The organism is Arthrobacter sp. H14 (assembly GCF_000520495.1).
In the GTDB taxonomy this organism is placed as follows: Bacteria; Actinomycetota; Actinomycetes; order Actinomycetales; family Micrococcaceae; genus Arthrobacter_C.
In genome coordinates, this window is sequence record NZ_KI914665.1 from 1 (window position 1) to 18,275 (window position 18,275).

Annotated in this window: 16 protein-coding genes and 1 pseudogene; 5 read left to right on the top strand and 12 right to left on the bottom strand. The window is 63.6% G+C overall.

All coding sequences use genetic code 11. The annotated features are described in order from the left end of the window. The 5 genes and pseudogenes from Y707_RS31545 to Y707_RS0114405 form a co-directional block, all read left to right on the top strand. A pseudogene (locus Y707_RS31545) lies at positions 1-289 on the top strand (hypothetical protein); the annotation flags it as partial. 178 nt (positions 290-467) lie between these two features. After that, positions 468-1,391 (top strand): sugar-binding transcriptional regulator, encoded by a 924-nt coding sequence (locus Y707_RS0114390; RefSeq protein ID WP_051442053.1) that lies wholly within the window; start codon positions 468-470, stop codon positions 1,389-1,391. 10 nt (positions 1,392-1,401) lie between these two features. Further along, a complete protein-coding gene (locus Y707_RS0114395; protein ID WP_026535599.1) occupies positions 1,402-2,238 on the top strand; it encodes an aldo/keto reductase in 837 nt (278 codons plus the stop codon). Beyond that, complete coding sequence (locus tag Y707_RS0114400) at positions 2,238-3,134, top strand: alpha/beta hydrolase (protein WP_026535600.1); 897 nt, start codon at positions 2,238-2,240, stop codon at positions 3,132-3,134. The genes Y707_RS0114395 and Y707_RS0114400 overlap by 1 nt, the downstream gene beginning before the upstream one ends. Next, positions 3,131-4,240 carry a glycosyltransferase family 4 protein gene (locus tag Y707_RS0114405; protein WP_026535601.1) on the top strand — a complete coding sequence of 370 codons (1,110 nt, stop codon included), beginning with the start codon at positions 3,131-3,133 and terminating at the stop codon, positions 4,238-4,240. The genes Y707_RS0114400 and Y707_RS0114405 overlap by 4 nt, the downstream gene beginning before the upstream one ends. A 17-nt stretch (positions 4,241-4,257) precedes the next feature. On the opposite strand, the gene Y707_RS0114410 is transcribed toward Y707_RS0114405, so the two are convergent. From Y707_RS0114410 to Y707_RS26295, 12 genes are all read right to left on the bottom strand, one after another. After that, a complete protein-coding gene (locus Y707_RS0114410) occupies positions 4,258-6,378 on the bottom strand; it encodes a primosomal protein N' (protein WP_026535602.1) in 2,121 nt (706 codons plus the stop codon). Positions 6,379-6,471: 93 nt separating this feature from the next. Continuing rightward, a complete protein-coding gene (gene metK, locus Y707_RS0114415; protein ID WP_026535603.1) occupies positions 6,472-7,677 on the bottom strand; it encodes a methionine adenosyltransferase in 1,206 nt (401 codons plus the stop codon). A 67-nt stretch (positions 7,678-7,744) separates the two neighbouring features. Then, entirely contained in the window at positions 7,745-9,055 is a 1,311-nt protein-coding gene (locus Y707_RS0114420; RefSeq protein ID WP_026535604.1) for a bifunctional phosphopantothenoylcysteine decarboxylase/phosphopantothenate synthase, read from the bottom strand. Positions 9,056-9,083: 28 nt separating this feature from the next. Further along, positions 9,084-9,353 (bottom strand): DNA-directed RNA polymerase subunit omega, encoded by a 270-nt coding sequence (gene rpoZ, locus Y707_RS0114425; RefSeq protein ID WP_026535605.1) that lies wholly within the window; start codon positions 9,351-9,353, stop codon positions 9,084-9,086. Positions 9,354-9,404: 51 nt separating this feature from the next. Beyond that, on the bottom strand, positions 9,405-9,989 hold the full coding sequence (gene gmk / locus Y707_RS0114430; protein WP_026535606.1) for a guanylate kinase: 585 nt from the start codon (positions 9,987-9,989) through the stop codon (positions 9,405-9,407). Continuing rightward, on the bottom strand, positions 9,990-10,307 hold the full coding sequence (gene mihF, locus Y707_RS0114435; protein WP_026535607.1) for an integration host factor, actinobacterial type: 318 nt from the start codon (positions 10,305-10,307) through the stop codon (positions 9,990-9,992). 229 nt (positions 10,308-10,536) lie between these two features. Next, positions 10,537-11,394 carry an orotidine-5'-phosphate decarboxylase gene (gene pyrF / locus Y707_RS26285; RefSeq protein ID WP_035781826.1) on the bottom strand — a complete coding sequence of 286 codons (858 nt, stop codon included), beginning with the start codon at positions 11,392-11,394 and terminating at the stop codon, positions 10,537-10,539. Then, complete coding sequence (carB, locus tag Y707_RS0114445) at positions 11,391-14,699, bottom strand: carbamoyl-phosphate synthase large subunit (RefSeq protein ID WP_026535608.1); 3,309 nt, start codon at positions 14,697-14,699, stop codon at positions 11,391-11,393. Before carB ends, pyrF begins: the two co-directional genes overlap by 4 nt. Beyond that, on the bottom strand, positions 14,692-15,918 hold the full coding sequence (carA, locus tag Y707_RS26290) for a glutamine-hydrolyzing carbamoyl-phosphate synthase small subunit (RefSeq protein WP_051442051.1): 1,227 nt from the start codon (positions 15,916-15,918) through the stop codon (positions 14,692-14,694). The genes carB and carA overlap by 8 nt, the downstream gene beginning before the upstream one ends. After that, the gene (locus Y707_RS0114455) at positions 15,915-16,436 is read right to left on the bottom strand and encodes a PH-like domain-containing protein (protein WP_026535609.1); all 522 of its coding nucleotides are present in this window, start codon (positions 16,434-16,436) and stop codon (positions 15,915-15,917) included. Before Y707_RS0114455 ends, carA begins: the two co-directional genes overlap by 4 nt. Further along, complete coding sequence (locus Y707_RS0114460) at positions 16,424-17,767, bottom strand: dihydroorotase (RefSeq protein WP_026535610.1); 1,344 nt, start codon at positions 17,765-17,767, stop codon at positions 16,424-16,426. Before Y707_RS0114460 ends, Y707_RS0114455 begins: the two co-directional genes overlap by 13 nt. Then, positions 17,764-18,275: aspartate/ornithine carbamoyltransferase family protein (locus Y707_RS26295; protein ID WP_035781828.1), on the bottom strand; the 512-nt coding region annotated here is incomplete at its 5' end. The genes Y707_RS26295 and Y707_RS0114460, both read right to left, overlap by 4 nt.

Below are 18,275 nucleotides of genomic sequence, written 5' to 3' on the forward strand. Positions count from 1 at the left end.
GAAGCTCATCTCAAAGACCCGCACCGGCGCTAAAATCACCAAGAAATACGACAAGCCGGCCACCCCGTACCAACGGGTCCTCGCCGATGAAGGGACCGTCTTGAAGAAGACCAAGACGAAACTGACCCGAGAGAACACGCCGCTGAACCCGGCAAAGATCCAGCGTGAAATCCAGGCCCTTACAGCCGAACTGCTGACCCTGACCACATCAAAAAGAGGACCGAAAACGCAACCAGCTATCCGGGCATTCTCAAATGATTCTGCGAATCGATCCAGCCGGGCATCTTGACATGATTCCTCGGGGTCAACTCAATTGCACAAATGTGCAAAAGGTGAATTCAATGATCGGTCCCTCTGTTCCCCGTCCATTTGCCGACAGGCACCGCACCCGGACGGCCGAGCTGCCGGTTCCGGCGAGCGGTGGAGCCTCTTCCTCCCGGGCGCTGGACGCCCTGCGGGCTGCACAAATGTACTACCTCCAAGACATGACAATGGATGCCATCGCACGTGAGCTGCGGACGTCGCGGTCAACTGTCTCGAGGCTGCTGTCCAGTGCGCGGGAAACCGGCGTCGTGCAGATCCAGATCACGAGCCCGCACGAGCGTGCACCGCAGTTGGAGCAGCAGATCAGCCGCGAGTTCGGCGTCGAGGCGCATGTGGTTCCAGTGACCGAGACCGGTCACGAGGCCGAAGTACTCGAGCGGGTGGCGATCCAGGCGGCGCGGACCATTGGTCCACTGCTTGGCTCGAACGCCATCATTGGAGTCGCCTGGGGTTCCACTATCAGCGCGGTGAGCCGGCACCTGACGCGCAAGATCACACACGACAGCACAGTTGTTCAGCTCAACGGGGCGGGCAACACCCAGACGACGGGAATCACCTACGCGAGTGAAATTCTGCGGCGGTTTGGGAAAGCGTACGGCGCCCGGGTTGAACAATTTCCCGTTCCAGCCTTCTTCGACCGTCCCTCAACCAAGACGGCAATGTGGGGTGAACGCAGCGTGCAGCGGATCCTGGACCTGCAGTCGCGGATGACGACGGCGATTTTCGGCGTCGGTTCGGTTGGTTCCGAGATCCCCAGTCATGTATACAGCGGCGGATACCTGGACCCGGATGCACTGGCAATGCTCGCTGCCGACGAAGTGGTTGGCGATGCCGCTACGGTTTTCTTCCGGGCCGATGGTACTGATCAGGGCATTGCCATGAACGATCGTTCCAGCGGACCGGACTTCAGCGTTCTGCGCGCTGCCCGGCGCCGGATCTGCGTTGTCTCCGGCGAGTCAAAGATCAACGGTCTGCGCGGAGCGTTGGCCGCCGGATTGGCCACGGACCTGATCCTCGACGAGGTCACAGCCCGGCGCCTCGTGCAGGTGGCAGCAGAGAATGGGTAGAGTCGTTCCCATGCACACAGTCCCCAGATTGTCCCTTGCCAACGGCGTCAAAATGGAGCAACTAGGATATGGCGTCTACAAGGTTCCGCCGGCTGAAACGGCCGGATTGGTGACGTTGGCGATCGAATCGGGTTACCGCAGTATCGATACAGCGGCCCTCTACGCTAATGAATCGGGTGTAGGAGAGGCTGTACGTAACGCCGTCGCCGGTGACGGGCTGAGCCGTGAGGACCTGTTTATCACCAGCAAGGTCTGGAATGACCACCACGGCTACGACCAGACCCTGCGCGCATTCGATACCTCAATGTCCGAGCTGGGACTGGAGTACATCGACCTGATGTTGATCCATTGGCCCTGCCCGGCCAAGGACCTCTTCGTGGAAACCTACCGTGCCCTGGAAGCCATCTACCACGAGGGCAGGGTCCGGGCGATCGGCGTCTCCAATTTTGAGCCTGAACATTTGGAAAAACTGTTGGCGGAAACGGACGTTCCGCCTGCCGTGAACCAGGTGGAGCTGCATCCCTTGAATCAGCAGACCAGGCTGCAGGACTTCCACGCCAAGCATGGAATCCGTACCGAAGCGTGGAGTCCGCTTGGCCGCGGATCACTGCTGCAGGAGCCGGTATTCCTGGAGCTTGCCAAGGAGTATGGCAAATCAGCGGCGCAGGTGATTCTGCGCTGGCATGTCCAAATGGGCAATATCGTCATTCCCAAGGCGAGCTCGGCGGGCAGGATCCGGGAGAACATCAATGTCTTTGACTTCATTTTGGACGACGCCGCGATTGAACGAATCGCCGCCCTGGAGCGTGGCAAGCGGTACGGTTCGCATCCCAACGAGGTGAACTAGTGGCCCTGCAGCTGCAGGATAGAGCGGTGGCCCGGGAGTTCCTGCATCACGGCTTTTCCGTGCGCTATTGGAATTACTCCCCCGCCGAACCGGACCGGCCTCATCCGACTATGGTGATGCTGCATGGTTTCCGCGGCGACCACCATGGACTGCTGAAGATTGTCGAGAGGCTGCCGCAGGCACGGGTTATCGTTCCGGATCTGCCGGGTTTCGGCGAATCCGCCCCGCTGGAAGGCGAACACAACGTTCCGAACTATGTCCGTTGCGTCGAAACGTTGATGGAGTCACTGCAGCTGCCGGAGGACACCGTGCTGCTCGGTCACTCGTTTGGATCCATCGTCGCGGCACATTTCGCGGCCTCGCCCTCCCACGCGTTGCAGGCACTGATCCTCGTCAATCCCATCTGTGAGCCCGCTTTGAAGGGCTCGAAGGCGTTTCTGTCGAGATTGACCGGTTTTTACTATCTTCTCTGTGCCCGGCTGCCGGAACGGGCCGGTTTGTTCCTGCTCCGCAACCGGTTGATCGTCCGTGCCATGAGTATCCTGATGGCACGGACTAAGGACCCGGTTCTGCGCCAGTGGATCCATGCTGAACACGCCAGGTATTTCAGTGCGTTTGCGAACCGAACGGTGGTGCTGGAAGCATTCCGCGCCTCCATCAGCGGCACGGTGCGCGAGGCGGCGGGCCGGTTAAGGCTTCCTGTATTGCTGATCGCCGCGACCGACGACGACCTCGGTTCGGTCGCCGGGCAGCGGCAGCTTCAGGAGTCCATCGCAGGGTCCAAACTGGTGTTCCTCGACAATGTGGGGCACCTGATCCACTACGAAAAGCCCGCCGAAGCGGCCGCACTGATCCAGGACTTCCTTGGGTCATTACGATCGAGGGATAACGTATGAAGCTTCTCATCGACGCCCGGTTCACGCGGACAGGCCGCCACGATGGCATCAGCCGCTACGGGTCGTCCCTGATCGCTGCGGCCGCGGAATACGCCGACGTCGTCATGTTGATTCACGACGAGCGGCAGCTCAGTCTTTTGCCGGATGTGCCGTATGTGAAGATCAATAGTCCGCTGTCGCCGATGGAACTGTTCGTGGCATGGAAGATCAATAGACTGCGCCCCGATGTCGTGTTCTGTCCGATGCAGACGATGGGCAGCTGGGGCCGGAAGTACCCTCTGGTCCTGACCCTGCACGACCTGATTTACTACGAGAACCCCGAGCCTCCCGGTTTTCTGCCCTTGCCAATACGGATCCTGTGGCGGCTCTATCACAAGGCCTACTGGCCACAGCGGCTGCTGCTCAACCGGGCCGACGTCGTCGCGACCATCAGCGAAACGACCCGGTCGTTGATTGACCGCTACCGCCTGACCAAACGATCGGTCCGGATCGTGGGTAATGCCCCGCAGCCGGGGCAGATTCCACGTGATACCTCGGTGGCGCCGGAAAAGACGATCCTCTATATGGGCTCGTTCATGCCGTACAAAAATGTCGAGACACTGATCCGCGGCATGGCTGAATTGCCTGGCTATACCCTGCACCTGTTGAGCCGGATCTCCCCGGAGCGGCAGGCGGAGCTGGAAGCACTCATGGCCCCGGGAATGCAGGTGGTATTCCACAATGGCGTTTCCGACGACGACTATCAGCAAATGCTCCGCAGGACGACGGCGCTGGCCATTTTGTCGCGGGCGGAAGGGTACGGACTGCCGGTGATCGAGGCCATGTCTGTCGGTACGCCCGTGATCGCCAGCGACATCGCTATTTTCCGGGAGGTTGGCGCTGACGCCGCTGCCTATGTAGACCCGGACAGTCCTGAAGAATTTGCCGCGGCCGTAGAGAGCCTGGCGGAGCCGGAACACTGGACGGAGATGGCTTCGGCAGGACTGGCACGTGCCTCGAACTACGATTGGGACGCGTCCGCGAAGCAGTTGCTGGAAGCGGCCAGGGAGGCGTTTGACCGGCGTGGGACCGAATCCGATCGCGCTGAATCAAACCGGTTGCCGTAACTACACCGGGCCGGGTGCTAGATCAGGTCCACACCGTCGCACCGTACCTGCACGGAACCGCCGGTCTTTTTAGCGGACATGGCCGAGCGGGCCGAGCGCAGGCCGGAGGTAACCGCCGCCGCGGCACTGTAAGGGAAGAACACCAGAATGCGCTGGTCAGGAACATTCACCTCTTCGGTTGCGGAGAGACGTTCCTGTGGACTTTCGGGCAGCGGAGCCGGCCCAATCACCCGCACCGTTGAGGGCAGCTCTGCGCGCTCCAATAACTGCTTCAAGGTCGTGGGCTGGCCGGTCAATGCTGCGACCCTGACACTGGGCGGCAGGGAGAGTTCCTGCCGCTGTGCCAGCTCCCGGTCGGCAGCGCCGGCCGCATCCCAGCGGACGAGCTGGCCGACGATGCTCTGGTCATCCGCGGTGATCACCACCTTGCCGCCATCTTTGGCGGAGCGTACGAGGGCGGCAGCGGTGAACCAGCGTCGCAGCGCGTCCTCCCCCGCCCGCAGCGATTCGCGGCTGAGCAAAGATTGCCCATCCAACAAGAGCGCCGCAGCATATCCTTCCGGAGCCACCGGCTCCGCTCCCGGGGTGGCGACAACAACGGCTGAAGCATCGGAAACCGTGGCACGGATATGCTCGCCGGCCGAAGAAATCACCGGCACCGAGGGGAATGCACGCCCCAGCTCCTCCGCTGTCCGGCCCGCGCCGACCGCCGAGACGCGCAGCTGCTGACTATTGCAGTACTGACAGTGCCATGAATTCGCCGGCCGCGCGCACCACCGGCAGGTCGGCACGGCATCGCGGCCGGCTTTCGCCAGTGGACCTTGGCACTGGGTGCATCTCGCGGGTTCCCTGCACTGCTGGCACGCAATGTTGGGTGCGTAACCCGTGCGCGCCACCTGGACCAGGACAGGACCTGCCTTAAGCCCCTCTTGCGCTGCCCGCCAGGCAGCCCCCGGCAGCCGCGCCTTTACGGCCAGCGGGTCCCGTTCACGCTCATAGCTGTCAGCAGTATTGATCACCCGCGGAGTGATCTGCCGCAGCATCGTCCGTTCCGGGTGGATGGACTGGGCCCACCCGTTTCGCACCAGACGCTGGGCTTCGCTGGTTCGGGAAAGACCACCAATTATTGCCGCTGCTCTTGACTGCTCGGCCCGCAGCAGCAGGACTTCGCGGACGTGCTGGTACGGGGCGCGCTGTTCAATGTGCAGATCGTCACCGTCGTCCCAGCAGCAGACCAAGGCCAGATCCTTGACCGGCGCGTATGCGGCAGCACGGGTCCCGATCACCAGTTTTACCCGTCCGTGCAGGACGTTCAGGAAATTGCGGTAGCGCGGCGTCGGCCCGTCTTCGGCATTCAGCCTGGCGAATTCCTGCTTTGGAAGGACGGCCAGAAGTGCCTGCTCAAGCCTGTCAAGGTCCTTTTGATCAGGCACGACGACGATAGCGCCGCAGTCCATTCCATGGACGGCAAGCAGTACATCGGCCAACTCGTGCGGCCACGCCCGGGGACCGTAGCCCCGGGCCGACGTGAACACAGCCCGCGGTGCCTCCAGGCGACGCAGCCTTTCGAGGAAACCGCCACCGTTGCAGTAATCGGCCAGCAGGTCCGCGGACTGATGGTCGAATGCTGCGTCCTGCCTGGCAGAAGGGTCAGTCGCCTGGGCTGGGGGTGGTTCAGTCGTCCGGGCCGGAGGTTCAGGCGCCGGATCGAATTCCTTCTCGACTCCGGCGACCCGGGGCGGAACAGCAACCCGGATCACGTCGCTCACCGTGCCGACATAGCGCGCGGCGATCTGGTTGGCGAGGTCGGCAATATCCGGAGCGAGGACCGGCTGCGGCGACACCACTTTGCCGAGGAAGCTGAGTTTGGCGGCAGTCGAAGGGATTTCCAGCCGGCGCACCAGAAAGCCCGGCAGTTCCTGTCCGCTAAACCGTACTTTCACGCGTGCACCGGGCCGGGCCCGTTCGTCGAGCTCGACGGGAACCAGGTAGTCGAAGAGCCGGTCCAAGTGTGGAAGCGACGAATCGATCAGGACCTGGGCCACGGGCAACACGGCTGCGGCACGCAGGCCCTTGGAGCTTTTGACCGGAGCGCTGAAGCCCTGAAGCAACGACAGCTGCTGTCCCGCGTCATCCATGGCCGACCCCTCCTTCAACCCCGTCAACACTGTCCGCATCAGCCACTGATATTCAATCAGGGCGCACCGACAAAGTTCGGTGCGTACCGGGCGTCAGGAGTTAAAGTAGGCCTTTAGTTCTGCCACCCGGTCAGTACGCTCCCAGGTGAAGTCCTCGTCATCGCGGCCAAAGTGCCCATGGGCGGCGGTCTTCTGGTAGATGGGGCGCTTCAAATCCAGGTCGTGGATGATACCCAGCGGGCGCAGGTCGAAAATTTCGCGGATCGCCGTTCCAATCCGGTACGGGTCCACGGTTTCGGTGCCGAAAGTTTCAACATAGATGCCAACCGGGTTCGCCTGACCGATGGCATAGGCAACCTGGATCTCCGCCCGCCGGGCCAGTCCGGCCGCGACGACGTTCTTCGCCACCCAACGCATGGCGTAGGCCGCCGAACGGTCGACCTTCGACGGGTCCTTGCCGCTGAAAGCTCCACCACCGTGACGGGCCATGCCGCCGTAGGTGTCAACGATGATTTTCCTGCCGGTCAGGCCAGCGTCGCCAACCGGTCCACCAATGACGAAGGCGCCGCCGGGATTGAGAATGTGCTGGACCTTGGAGGAGTCAAGGTTGGAATCGGCCAATACAGGATCAATCACATGCCTGGCCAGGTCAGCACGCAGCGTATCGAGAGATACCTGCGCCTCGTGCTGACTCGAGACGACGACGGTATCGACCGACACGGGGACATCGCCGTCGTATCCAATGGTTACCTGTGTCTTGCCGTCGGGACGGAGGTAGCCCAGCAGGCCGGTCTTGCGGACCTCGGTCAGCCGTTCGGACAGCCGGTGTGCCAGCGAAATCGGTGCTGGCATCAATGACGGGGTTTCGTCCGTGGCATAGCCGAACATAATGCCCTGGTCGCCGGCGCCCTGGGCGTCGAATGGATCTTTATTGCTGCCCTGGCGGGTCTCAAGGGACGTGAATACTCCGCTCGCAATTTCGGCCGACTGCTGCCCAATGGAAATGGACACCCCGCAACGTGCGCCATCGAAGCCTTTATCCGAAGAGTTGTAGCCGATATTCAGGATCGTGTCCCGGACGATCTGCGGAATCTCAACGTATCCATCGGTCGTTACCTCTCCGGCTACATGAACCAGGCCGGTGGTGACGAGGGTCTCGACGGCGACGCGTGAGTTGGGATCCGCACGCAGCATGGCGTCGAGGATCGCGTCACTGATTTGGTCGCAGATCTTGTCCGGATGTCCCTCAGTGACAGACTCGGAGGAGAAAAGGCGCAGGGCGGTATTAGCTGAAGTCACTTGATCACTCTACTGGTTTCGCGTATTCCGTATGGACGATGTGACCTTGCGTTGAGCGCTGCAATGATCAGTGCTGTGCTTTGAGTTCTACGGCGATGCGGTCGATGATGGCGACGGCGACGTCGGCCTTGGTGCCCGACGCGGCCTCGGTGTCCTCGGTCCCCGGGCTCAGGATCTGGACCGACGTCTCATCCTGTCCGAAGACGACGCCGGTGCCGACCTGATTGAGCACCAGCAGGTCACAGCCTTTCCGCTCAAGTTTGCGGCGGGCGTAGCTGAGGATGTCGGACTCTGCGTCGCCGGTTTCCGCTGCGAAGCCGACGATCAGCGGTACGCCGGTCGAGCCGGTGGCGTCGCGGTTTTGGACCAGTTCCTGCAGGATGTCCGGATTGCGGACCAGCGTAATGACTGGATCCTCGCCGTCGTCGCGCTTTTTGATCTTGCTGCCGGATAGTTCAGCCGGGCGGAAATCCGCCACAGCAGCAGCCATGACGACGACGTCGGCAGCTTGCGCGGCAGCCTGCGCCGCCTCACGCAATTCGAGGGCGGTTTCGACGGCGGTGAGCTCGACTCCGGCCGGCGGCTCGACTTCCGTGTGGGCAGCGATGAAGTGCACGGTGGCGCCTGCGTCCAGGGCCGCTTTCGCCAATGCTGCGCCTTGCTTGCCGGAGGATCGGTTGCCCAGATAACGCACGGGATCCAACGGCTCGCGGGTACCGCCGGCGGTGATCACAAAGGTCCTGCCGGCAAGCGGACCGGCGGCAGGCTGAACGGCAGCACTATGAGCCACGGGGCTTTGAAAGGCGGCAGTTTGACGGGCGTCCGGTTGAGTGACAGCCGCCCCATCGGAAGCTCCGCCGGCGGTGTTCATCGCCGCGGCGTAAATTTCGTCCGGCTCCGGCAGCCGGCCGGGACCGGAATCAACTCCGGTGAGGCGCCCTGTGGCCGGTTCCAACACCGTAATTCCGCGTTCGCGGAGCAACTTAACGTTGGCGGACGTGGCCGGGTGCCGCCACATTTCGGTGTGCATGGCAGGGGCCATCAGGACAGGGCAGGCCGCCATCAGTAAAGTGTTGGTCAGCAGGTCATTGGCCATGCCGGCCGCGGCCCGCGCCAGCAGATCCGCCGTCGCCGGGGCGACCACAATCAGGTCGGCCTCCTGGCCGAGGCGCACATGGTTGACCTTCTCGACGTCGTCGAAAATGCCCTCCGGCACCTTCTGTCCGGAGAGTGCCTCCCAGGTGGCTCGGCCGACGAATTCGCCGGCCGACGCCGTCGGGATGACGGTCACCGAATGGCCTGCTTCGGTGAAGAGCCGCAGCAGCGTGGCTGACTTGTAGGCGGCGATTCCGCCACCTACACCCAGGATGATACGCACGCCGCCGCTGCTCGTTGTGCCGGTTCTGCTACTCGCCCGTGCCGGACGGCTCGATCGGAGTGGAAACCAGCATGCCTTCGTCAATTTCGCGCAATGCGATGGAGAGGGACTTCTCGTTCAGCTTGGTGTCCACCAGCGGTCCGACGTACTCGAAGAGACCCTCGTGCAGTTGCGCGTAGTAGGCATTGATCTGGCGCGCGCGCTTGGCACCGTAGATGACCAGCGCGTACTTGGAATCAGATGCTTCCAGCAGCGAGTCGATCGGCGGGTTGATGATGCCTTCGTTGTGTGTCGACACAATATCTCCAAATTCGGTTGGGTAAGGCCAGTGGCGCGCCGCTGCCTGTGTTCAGGTGCGTTCGCTGGGGGCCAGTCCCATGAGTGATACAAGCTCTGCTGCCGCCCGTTGGACGTCGTCATTAACGACGGTATGGTCGAACTCGGATTCGGCAGCAAGTTCCAGTTTAGCGGTTTCCAGCCGCCTTTGCTGTTCAAGGGCTGTTTCAGTGCCCCGTCCCACAAGCCGGCGGACCATTTCGTCCCAGCTCGGCGGGGACAGGAAGACGAAATTCGCCTCAGGCATTTTCTCCCGCACCTGGCGGGCTCCCTGCAGATCGATCTCCAGCAATACCGATCTGCCTTCAGCCACGGCCTGCTCGACGGTGCTGCGGAGTGTCCCGTAGCGGTTCCGGCCATGCACCACGGCCCACTCCAGCATTTCCCCGGCGGCAACCAACTCATCGAACCGTTCAGGACTGACGAAGTAGTAATGCACGCCCTCTTTCTCGCCGGGGCGCGGCGGCCGGGTGGTGGCCGAGACAGAGAGCCAGACGTGCGGATAGTGGTCCCGGATGTAGGTCGATACGGTTCCCTTGCCCACAGCCGTGGGGCCGGCGAGGACCGTAAGACCATGTGCAATATTTCCCCTTGGCACTTAGCGCTCTCCCAAATGGGCGATCAAAGCCACCCGCTGATGCACACCCAGGCCACGGACCCGGCGGGTGGGGGCGATTCCCACCTCTTCCATAATGGCAGTGGCGCGCACCTTGCCGACACCCGGCAGGGACTCCAGCAGGTCCGACACTTTCAGCCTTCCGATAGCTTCATTTTCGGCACTGCGGGCAATCACATCGGCCACAGTGGTTTCGCCCGACTTCAGTTCAGCTTTGACTGTTGCCCTTGCCGCCCTGGCAGCGGTTGCCTTGTGGCGTGCCGCGTCGCGTTCGCTGTCGGACAATGGTCGAAGACTCACGTATGACTCCTGGAGGCAAGAGTAAGGCGCTGACGATTGAGGGCGCGCCGGTGGTTGGACTTGAACTGAACCTATCCGCAAGGCCGCACCAAAATCAACAGGACAGGTGTGCTGGCGCGCTGCTCTAGGCGCCGGAAATACCGAGGCCGGTGCTTGGCGGCGAGAACGGTGGTGGTCAGCACCGTTCTCGCAGCTGCGGACCGTTCCCGGTCGTTTCAGGCGACTGGCGCTAGGCACGCAGGGCGGACAGTTCGTCCCGGGCCGCGGTGGCGGCAGCGAGCAGATCCCGCTCAGTGGGACCAGCCTGCAGCACGCCGCGGCTGGTGCTCGCCAGGACGCGGTCAAAGACGGGCCCAAAGGTCGCTTTAATGTCCGACGGCGTTGCACCCTGTGCGCCCAGCCCCGGCGCCAGGATGGGTCCATTCAACCGCTGCAGGTTGATGCCCAGCCTTTTCAGGGCATCGCCGGTGGTGGCGCCGACCACAAGGCCGACTGAGCCGAGCGCCCCGCCGCCGTCATGGTTTTCAGCCGCGGTGGCCCGGACAATGCCCTTGGCAACCGAGCCCGGCTCTCCGCGGTGCTGTACGGTGGCGCCCTCCGGATTGGAGGTCAGCGCCAGCACAAACACGCCCCGGCAGGACTGCCGCGCAAGATCAAGCGCCGGACGCAGCGACTCGAAGCCCAGGTAGGGGCTCAGGGTGACGGCGTCCGCGGCCAGAGCGGAACCATCGCGCAGCCAGGCGTCAGCGTAGGCGGCCATTGTCGAGCCGATGTCGCCGCGTTTAGCGTCCGCCAACGTCAAAGTTCCTCCCTCTGCCGCGGCGGCGAGAGTCTTTTCGAGCACGGCGATTCCGGCAGATCCGTGCCGCTCGAACAGCGCCACCTGCGGCTTCAGGACGGCAACTTCGCCTGCCAACGCCGAAACCACGCGGAGCGAAAACGTCTCCAACCCGGCTGGCGAATCGTCCAGGCCCCAGTCGTTCAACAGCTGTGGGTGCGGGTCGATGCCGACACACAGGTTCCCCCCGTCGGCCATCGCCCGCTCCAGCCGCGCGCCGAACGGTGGACGGATGTCCGCTGCGCTCATTCGGCCGCCGCGGCAAAGGCAGCGGCAAGCTTGGCGGCGTGCTCCTGCAGGGGCGTGACGTTCCACTCGAAGGTACGCATCGCCTCGATGGCCTGGACCGCCGCGCCGAACTCCGCCACTGTGGTGATCACCGGACGGCCAATCGAAATACCGGCGGCCCGGATCTCATAGCCATCACCGCGCGCCTGTCCACCGGAAGGGGTGTTGAAGATCATGTCGACTCCGCCTGCGTTGATGATGTCGACGATCGTCCCCTGGCCGTCCTCGCTGCTCCCTTCGGCCACCTTGCGCACCGTCGTGGCGTGGATGCCGTTGCGCCGCAGCACGTCGGCGGTGCCGCCAGTGGAGAGGATTTCGAAGCCGAGGTCGGTCAGCCGTTTGACCGGCATAATGATGGACCGCTTGTCCCGGTTGGCGACGGAGACAAAGACCTTGCCCGACGTCGGCAGCGGGTTGTTCGTAGCGGCCTGGCTCTTGGCGAAGGCAGTGTCGAAGTACTGATCAATCCCCATCACCTCGCCGGTGGAACGCATCTCAGGCCCGAGCAGCGAGTCGACGACCGTACCTTCGGGAGTACGGAACCGGCTGAACGGCATCACCGCCTCCTTCACGGCAACAGGCGCCTGGGCCGGCAGACTGCCGCCGTCGCCGGTCTCCGGCAACAGCTTGTAGACGCTGCGCAGATGGGTGATGCTCACACCGGTGCCTATCAGCGCCGCTGCCTTGGCCATCTGCACACCCGTCGCTTTGGAGACGAACGGTACCGTGCGGGATGCCCGCGGATTCGCTTCGAGCACGTAAAGCACATCGGAGGCGAGGGCGAACTGGATATTGATCAGGCCACGGACGCCGACGCCGGCAGCAATGGCTTCGGTGGCCGTGCGGACCCGCTCGAGTATGTCTGAACCGAGGGTGATTGGCGGCAGCACACAGGCGGAGTCACCGGAGTGGATCCCGGCCTCCTCAATGTGTTCCATGATTCCGCCCAGATACAGATCCTTGCCGTCGTAGAGCGCATCGACGTCGATCTCCACCGCGTCCTCCAGGAACCGGTCAATCAGGACTGGATGCGCTGCAGTGATCTCCGTGGCGTTGGCAATATAGCGGGACAGGCTCGGCTCGTCGTAGACGATTTCCATCCCGCGTCCACCGAGGACGTAGGAAGGCCGGACCAGGACCGGGTACCCGATCTCGTCGGCAATCTTCTTCGATTCCTCGAAGGAGACAGCCGTGCCGTTCTTCGGGGCGATGAGGCCGGCCTGGTCCAAAACCCGGCTGAAGGCGCCGCGGTGTTCGGCCAGGTCAATCGCCTCGGGTGAGGTGCCGAGGATGGGGATGCCGGCGTCGGACAGTGCCTGCGCGAGCTTCAGCGGAGTCTGCCCGCCCAGCTGCACGAACACGCCCATCACTCCCCCGGTCCGTTCCTCGGCCGCGATGACCTCCAGCACGTCCTCGAGCGTCAGCGGTTCGAAGTACAGCCGGGAGGAAATGTCGTAGTCGGTGGAGACGGTTTCCGGGTTGCAGTTGACCATCACTGTCTCGTAGCCGGCTTCGCGCAGGGCCATCGACGCATGCACACAGGAGTAGTCGAACTCGATCCCCTGCCCGATCCGGTTGGGGCCGGAACCGAGGATGATCACCGAGGGCTTCGAGTGCAGTTCCACCTCGTCCTCCTCGTCATAGGACGAGTAGTGGTACGGGGTGTAGGCGGCGAATTCAGCCGCGCAGGTATCCACCGTCTTGAAGACCGGACGCACGCCGAGTGCGTGCCGGACGCCGCGCACGACCGCCTCGGGCGTGTGCGTCAAGGCACCAATTTGCTCGTCAGAGAAGCCATGCCGCTTGGCGAGGCGCAGGATATCCTCGTTCAGTCCTGTGGAGGCCTTGATCTGCGCGGCGACTTCATTGAGCAGCTGCAGCTGGTCCAGGAACCACCGGTCGATGCCGGTGCTCTTGTACAACTCCTCGATGCCGGCCCCGCCCAGCAGCGCCTGCTGCACCTGGGCGAGCCGTTCCGTCGTCGGACGCGCGGCGGCGGCCACCAGATCGGGAACATCAAGTTCATTGACGGAGTCGAACCGGAAGGAGGCGCCCTTCTGCTCGAGTGACCGCAGCGCTTTCTGCAGCGCCTCGGTGAAGTTGCGGCCGATCGCCATCGCCTCGCCGACCGACTTCATGGTGGTCGTCAGGGTCGGATCGGCGGCCGGGAACTTCTCGAAGGCAAACCGCGGCACCTTCACGACGACGTAGTCCAGCGTCGGCTCGAAGGAGGCGGGTGTCTGCCGGGTGATGTCGTTCGGAATCTCGTCCAGGGTGTAGCCGAGCGAGAGCTTCGTCGCGATCTTGGCGATCGGAAAACCTGTGGCCTTCGAGGCCAGCGCCGAGGACCGCGAAACGCGCGGGTTCATTTCAATTACGACGACGCGGCCGGTGTCCGGTTCAATGGCGAATTGGATGTTGCAGCCGCCGGTGTCGACTCCGACCTCGCGGATAACCGCAATGGAAATGTCGCGCAGCCGCTGGTACTCGCGGTCGGTCAGGGTCAAGGCCGGCGCAACGGTGATCGAGTCGCCGGTGTGCACGCCGACCGGGTCCACATTCTCAATGGAGCAGACGACGACGACGTTGTCATTGGTGTCGCGCATCATCTCCAGCTCGTACTCCTTCCAGCCGAGAATGCTCTCTTCGAGCAGTACCTCGCTGGTCGGGCTGTACTGGATGCCGGCGCCGGCAATACGGCGCAGATCCTCGGCGTTGTAGGCCAATCCGGACCCCAATCCACCCATCGTGAAGGAGGGCCGGACCACCATTGGATAGCCGAGCTCATCCGCGGCGGCGAAAGCCTCATCCAGGGAATGGACGATGGTGGACCGTGCCGATTCCGCGCCGCAGCGGGCCACGACTTCCTTGAACTTAAAACGGTCCTCACCCGCCTCAATGGCCTCGACGTTGGCGCCGATCAGCGCGACGTTGTACTTGGCCAGCACGCCGTTCTTATCCAGGGCGATGGCGGTGTTCAGCGCGGTCTGGCCGCCCAGGGTCGGCAGCAGCGCATCAGGGCGCTCCTTTGCGATGATCTTCTCTACCACCTCCGGCGTGATCGGCTCCACGTAGGTGGCGTCGGAAAACTCCGGATCCGTCATGATGGTCGCCGGGTTGGAGTTGACCAGAATGACCCGCAGGCCTTCTTCCTTCAGCACACGCAGGGCCTGCGTACCGGAGTAGTCGAACTCGGCGGCCTGCCCGATGACGATCGGGCCCGAGCCAATGACGAGGACGCTGTTCAGATCGGTTCTCTTAGGCATGGTTCTCCTGGCTGGGCTGGTTGTTGCCCGAATGGTGCTGGTCCGGCTGCGCGCCGGTTGCGCGGTTGCCGGCCATCATGTCGATAAAGCGGTCAAAGAGGTAGGCGGCGTCGTGCGGTCCGGCAGCTGCCTCCGGGTGGTACTGGACCGAGAACGCGGGAATGTCGAGGCAATTGAGCCCCTCGACGACGTCGTCATTGAGGCAGACGTGGCTCACTTCCACCCGGCCGAATCCCGGTTCGGGCGCCTCGACCGGCCCATCCAGTGGGGCGTCGACGGCGAAGCCGTGGTTCTGGCTGGTGATTTCGACCTTGCCGGTGTGCCGGTCCATCACCGGAACGTTGATGCCGCGGTGCCCGTAACGGAGCTTGTAGGTGCCGAAGCCAAGGGCGCGGCCGAGCAGCTGGTTGCCAAAGCAGATTCCGAAAAACGGAATCCGTTGGTTGAGGACCTGACGCAGCAGTTTCACCTGATGTTCGGCCGTGGCGGGATCGCCGGGTCCGTTGGAGTAGAAAACGCCATCCACCTCGAGCGCATCGATATCCTCGAGGGTGGCCGTGGCCGGCAGCACATGCACCCGCACTCCGCGTTCGGCGAGGCGCTGCGGCGTCATGGACTTAATGCCCAGGTCGACGGCGGCAATGCTGAATTTCGTGTCACCATCCCAGCCGTGGGAAGACGGTTCAACGACGTAGGAGCTGTCGATACTGACTTCCTCTGCCAGCTTCGAGCCTTCCATCGACTCGCTGGCGGTCACCTCGGCCAGCAGTTGGTCCACCGGCCGGGCTGCCTCCGCTCCCGAGAAGATTCCGGCACGCATCGCGCCGCGTTCTCGCAGGTGCCGGGTAATGGCGCGGGTGTCAACGCCCTGGATGCCGATGATGCCCTGATCCCGCAATTCCTCGTCGAGGCTCATCTCGGAGCGCCAGTTGGATGGCCGCCGGGCGGCGTCGCGGACGATGTAGCCGGCCACCCAGATCTGGCGGGACTCGGCGTCGTCGCGGTTTACTCCGGTGTTGCCGATATGCGGTGCCGTCTGCACGACGAGCTGGCGTGCATAGGAGGGATCTGTAATCGTCTCCTGGTACCCCGTCATGCCGGTGGCAAACACCGCTTCGCCGAGGGCGGTGCCGGTGGCCCCGTAACTGGTGCCGCGGAAGGTCCGCCCGTCCTCAAGGACCAGCACTGCGCCGGAGGAAATGATTGCTTGTTCTGTCACTGTCTGTCCTTGATGTCGCCGTTGCGCGGTTCTGTGGGTAGGAGTTCGGCCAGGGCTTCCACCAGCGGAGCCTTTTCCGCTGCGTGCCTGGTCCGGAAGGCCGTGTCGACGCCATGACCCGCGAGACCCCAGCTGAGGACCACGAGGCCTTCCTTTTCGACGAATTTGCCGGCCATGCCGCTTTCGGTACGTACCCGGTTCAGCGCTCCGACTGGAATGAAGACATCCCGGGCTCCAGTGCGGCGCAGCAGGACGCCTTGGGCATGGATGCTCAACGCCGCGTTGGATTTCACGCCGAGGCTGTGCACCGCGATGCGGTCCAGCCAGTCCCCTTCGGTGGTTGTCACCACGTACTGTCCTTCGACGAGCAGCGACGCCGGTGACAGCACGGCCGGTGCCGGCGGCAGTTCGCCGAACTGCTGCTGCCGCTTAAGCCGGGCGCGCCAGCCAAGACCCACCAGGGCCAGCAGGGCCGCAATGACGCAAACGCTCAGAAGAACGGCGGTTACTCGTTCCACGCCGGACCTCCTGGCCGCGGAGTGTCGAGCTTGCCCTCGAGCACTGTTGGATGGCCGTTGAAGAATGTCGCGATGACGGCGCCGGGCAACTGGCGTCCGGCGAAGGGACTGTTCCGGCCCTTCGTCGCCATCCTGGACGGCTCAACCGTCCAGCGGGCGGCCGGATCGACCAAGGTGATGTTGGCCGGCTCCCCCACCTGCAGCGGGCGGCCCTGGTCCTGCAGTTGCCCGATGACGGCCGCCGTCGTCGAAGTTATCCGTGCGACGGCGGACCAGTCCAGCATGCCGGTTTCCACCATGGTTTCCTGCACCACCGACAATGCCGTTTCAAGTCCGGTCATACCCATCGCAGCCTGCGCCCATTCGCAGTCCTTGGCCTCAGTGGGGTGCGGGGCATGGTCCGTGCCGACGACGTCGATGGTTCCGTCCGCGAGTCCCTCGCGGAGGGCGCGGACATCCTCATCGGTCCGCAGCGGCGGATTGACCTTGTAGACCGGGTCGTAGCTGCGGACTAGCTCGTCCGTCAACAACAGGTGATGGGGAGTGACCTCGGCGGTGACCTTGATGCCACGTTCCTTGGCCCAGCGGATGATTTCCACCGATCCGGCCGTCGAGACATGGCAGACGTGCAGCCGTGAGTCGACGTGCTTGGCCAGCAGCACATCCCGGGCGATGATCGACTCTTCGGCGACGGCCGGCCAGCCACCGAGGCCGAGCACGGCCGAGACTTCGCCTTCGTTCATCTGCGCGCCTTCGGTCAGGCGTGGCTCCTGCGCATGCTGGGCGATGACGCCGTCGAACGCCTTGACGTACTCAAGTGCCCGGCGCATCAGTACCGGGTCGGAGACACAGATGCCGTCGTCGGAAAACACCCGGACCTTTGCGCGGGAATCCGCCATGGCGCCCAGTTCGGCCAGCCGCTCCCCCGCCAATCCGATGGTGACGGCTCCGACCGGGCGGACATCCACCCAGCCGGCCCTGCGGCCCAGGCTGTGTACTTGTTCGACGACGCCTGCGGTGTCGGCGACCGGCGAACTGTTAGCCATTGCGTGCACGGCGGTGAATCCGCCGAGCGCTGCGGCCCTGGTTCCGGTTTCCACCGTTTCGGCGTCCTCGCGTCCGGGTTCACGCAGGTGTGTGTGCATGTCCACCAAGCCGGGCAGCGCGACCAGCCCGTCGGCGTCGATGACCTTTGCGCCGTTGCCGATTGCACCGTTTCCGGTGGCATCGCGGCCGGTAGCTGCAATCCGTCCGTCTTCGATCAGCAGATCCGTGCGGCCGGCGCCAGCAAGGTCGGCTCCCTTGATCAGGTAACGGTTTTGCGCTGTCATAGCACCGCGCCTTTCTGCTCAATTGGTGTGCTCTGCTGGTGTGAATCGCCCGCGAGCAACAGGTAGAGGGCGGCCATCCGGACGGAAACGCCATTGCGGACCTGTGCAAGGACCGTGGAGCGTTCGGAATCCGCAGCGGCGGAGGAGATTTCCAGACCACGGTTCATCGGTCCCGGATGCATGATCACGGTGGCGGCTCCGGGCTGTTCGCCGAGTGCCCGCAGCCGCGCGTCGTCGAAGCCCCACTTGCGCGAATACTCGCGGGTGGAGGGGAAGAAAGCGTCGTTCATCCGTTCGGCCTGCAGGCGCAGCATCATGACGGCGTCGACCCCTTGCTGGAGTGTCTCATCCAGGTCGTAGCTGATGTCGCAGGGCCATCCGCCCGCGCCAACCGGCAGCAGAGTGGGCGGGGCCACCAGCGTCACTTTCGCGCCGAGGGTCTGTAGCAGCCAAAGGTTGGAACGCGCGACCCGCGAATGCAGGACATCCCCGACAATGGCCACCCGCA

Bases quoted from the DNA above. Each gene is read 5' to 3' on its own strand.
- Y707_RS0114390 (WP_051442053.1), top strand. From the start codon at position 468: ATGTACTACCTCCAAGACATGACAATGGATGCCATCGCACGTGAGCTG.
- Y707_RS0114460 (WP_026535610.1), bottom strand. From the start codon at position 17,767: ATGACAGCGCAAAACCGTTACCTGATCAAGGGAGCCGACCTTGCTGGC.
- Y707_RS0114395 (WP_026535599.1), top strand. From the start codon at position 1,402: ATGCACACAGTCCCCAGATTGTCCCTTGCCAACGGCGTCAAAATGGAG.
- carB (WP_026535608.1), bottom strand. From the start codon at position 14,699: ATGCCTAAGAGAACCGATCTGAACAGCGTCCTCGTCATTGGCTCGGGC.
- Y707_RS0114410 (WP_026535602.1), bottom strand. From the start codon at position 6,378: ATGGATGACGCGGGACAGCAGCTGTCGTTGCTTCAGGGCTTCAGCGCT.
- Y707_RS0114405 (WP_026535601.1), top strand. From the start codon at position 3,131: ATGAAGCTTCTCATCGACGCCCGGTTCACGCGGACAGGCCGCCACGAT.
- pyrF (WP_035781826.1), bottom strand. From the start codon at position 11,394: ATGAGCGCAGCGGACATCCGTCCACCGTTCGGCGCGCGGCTGGAGCGG.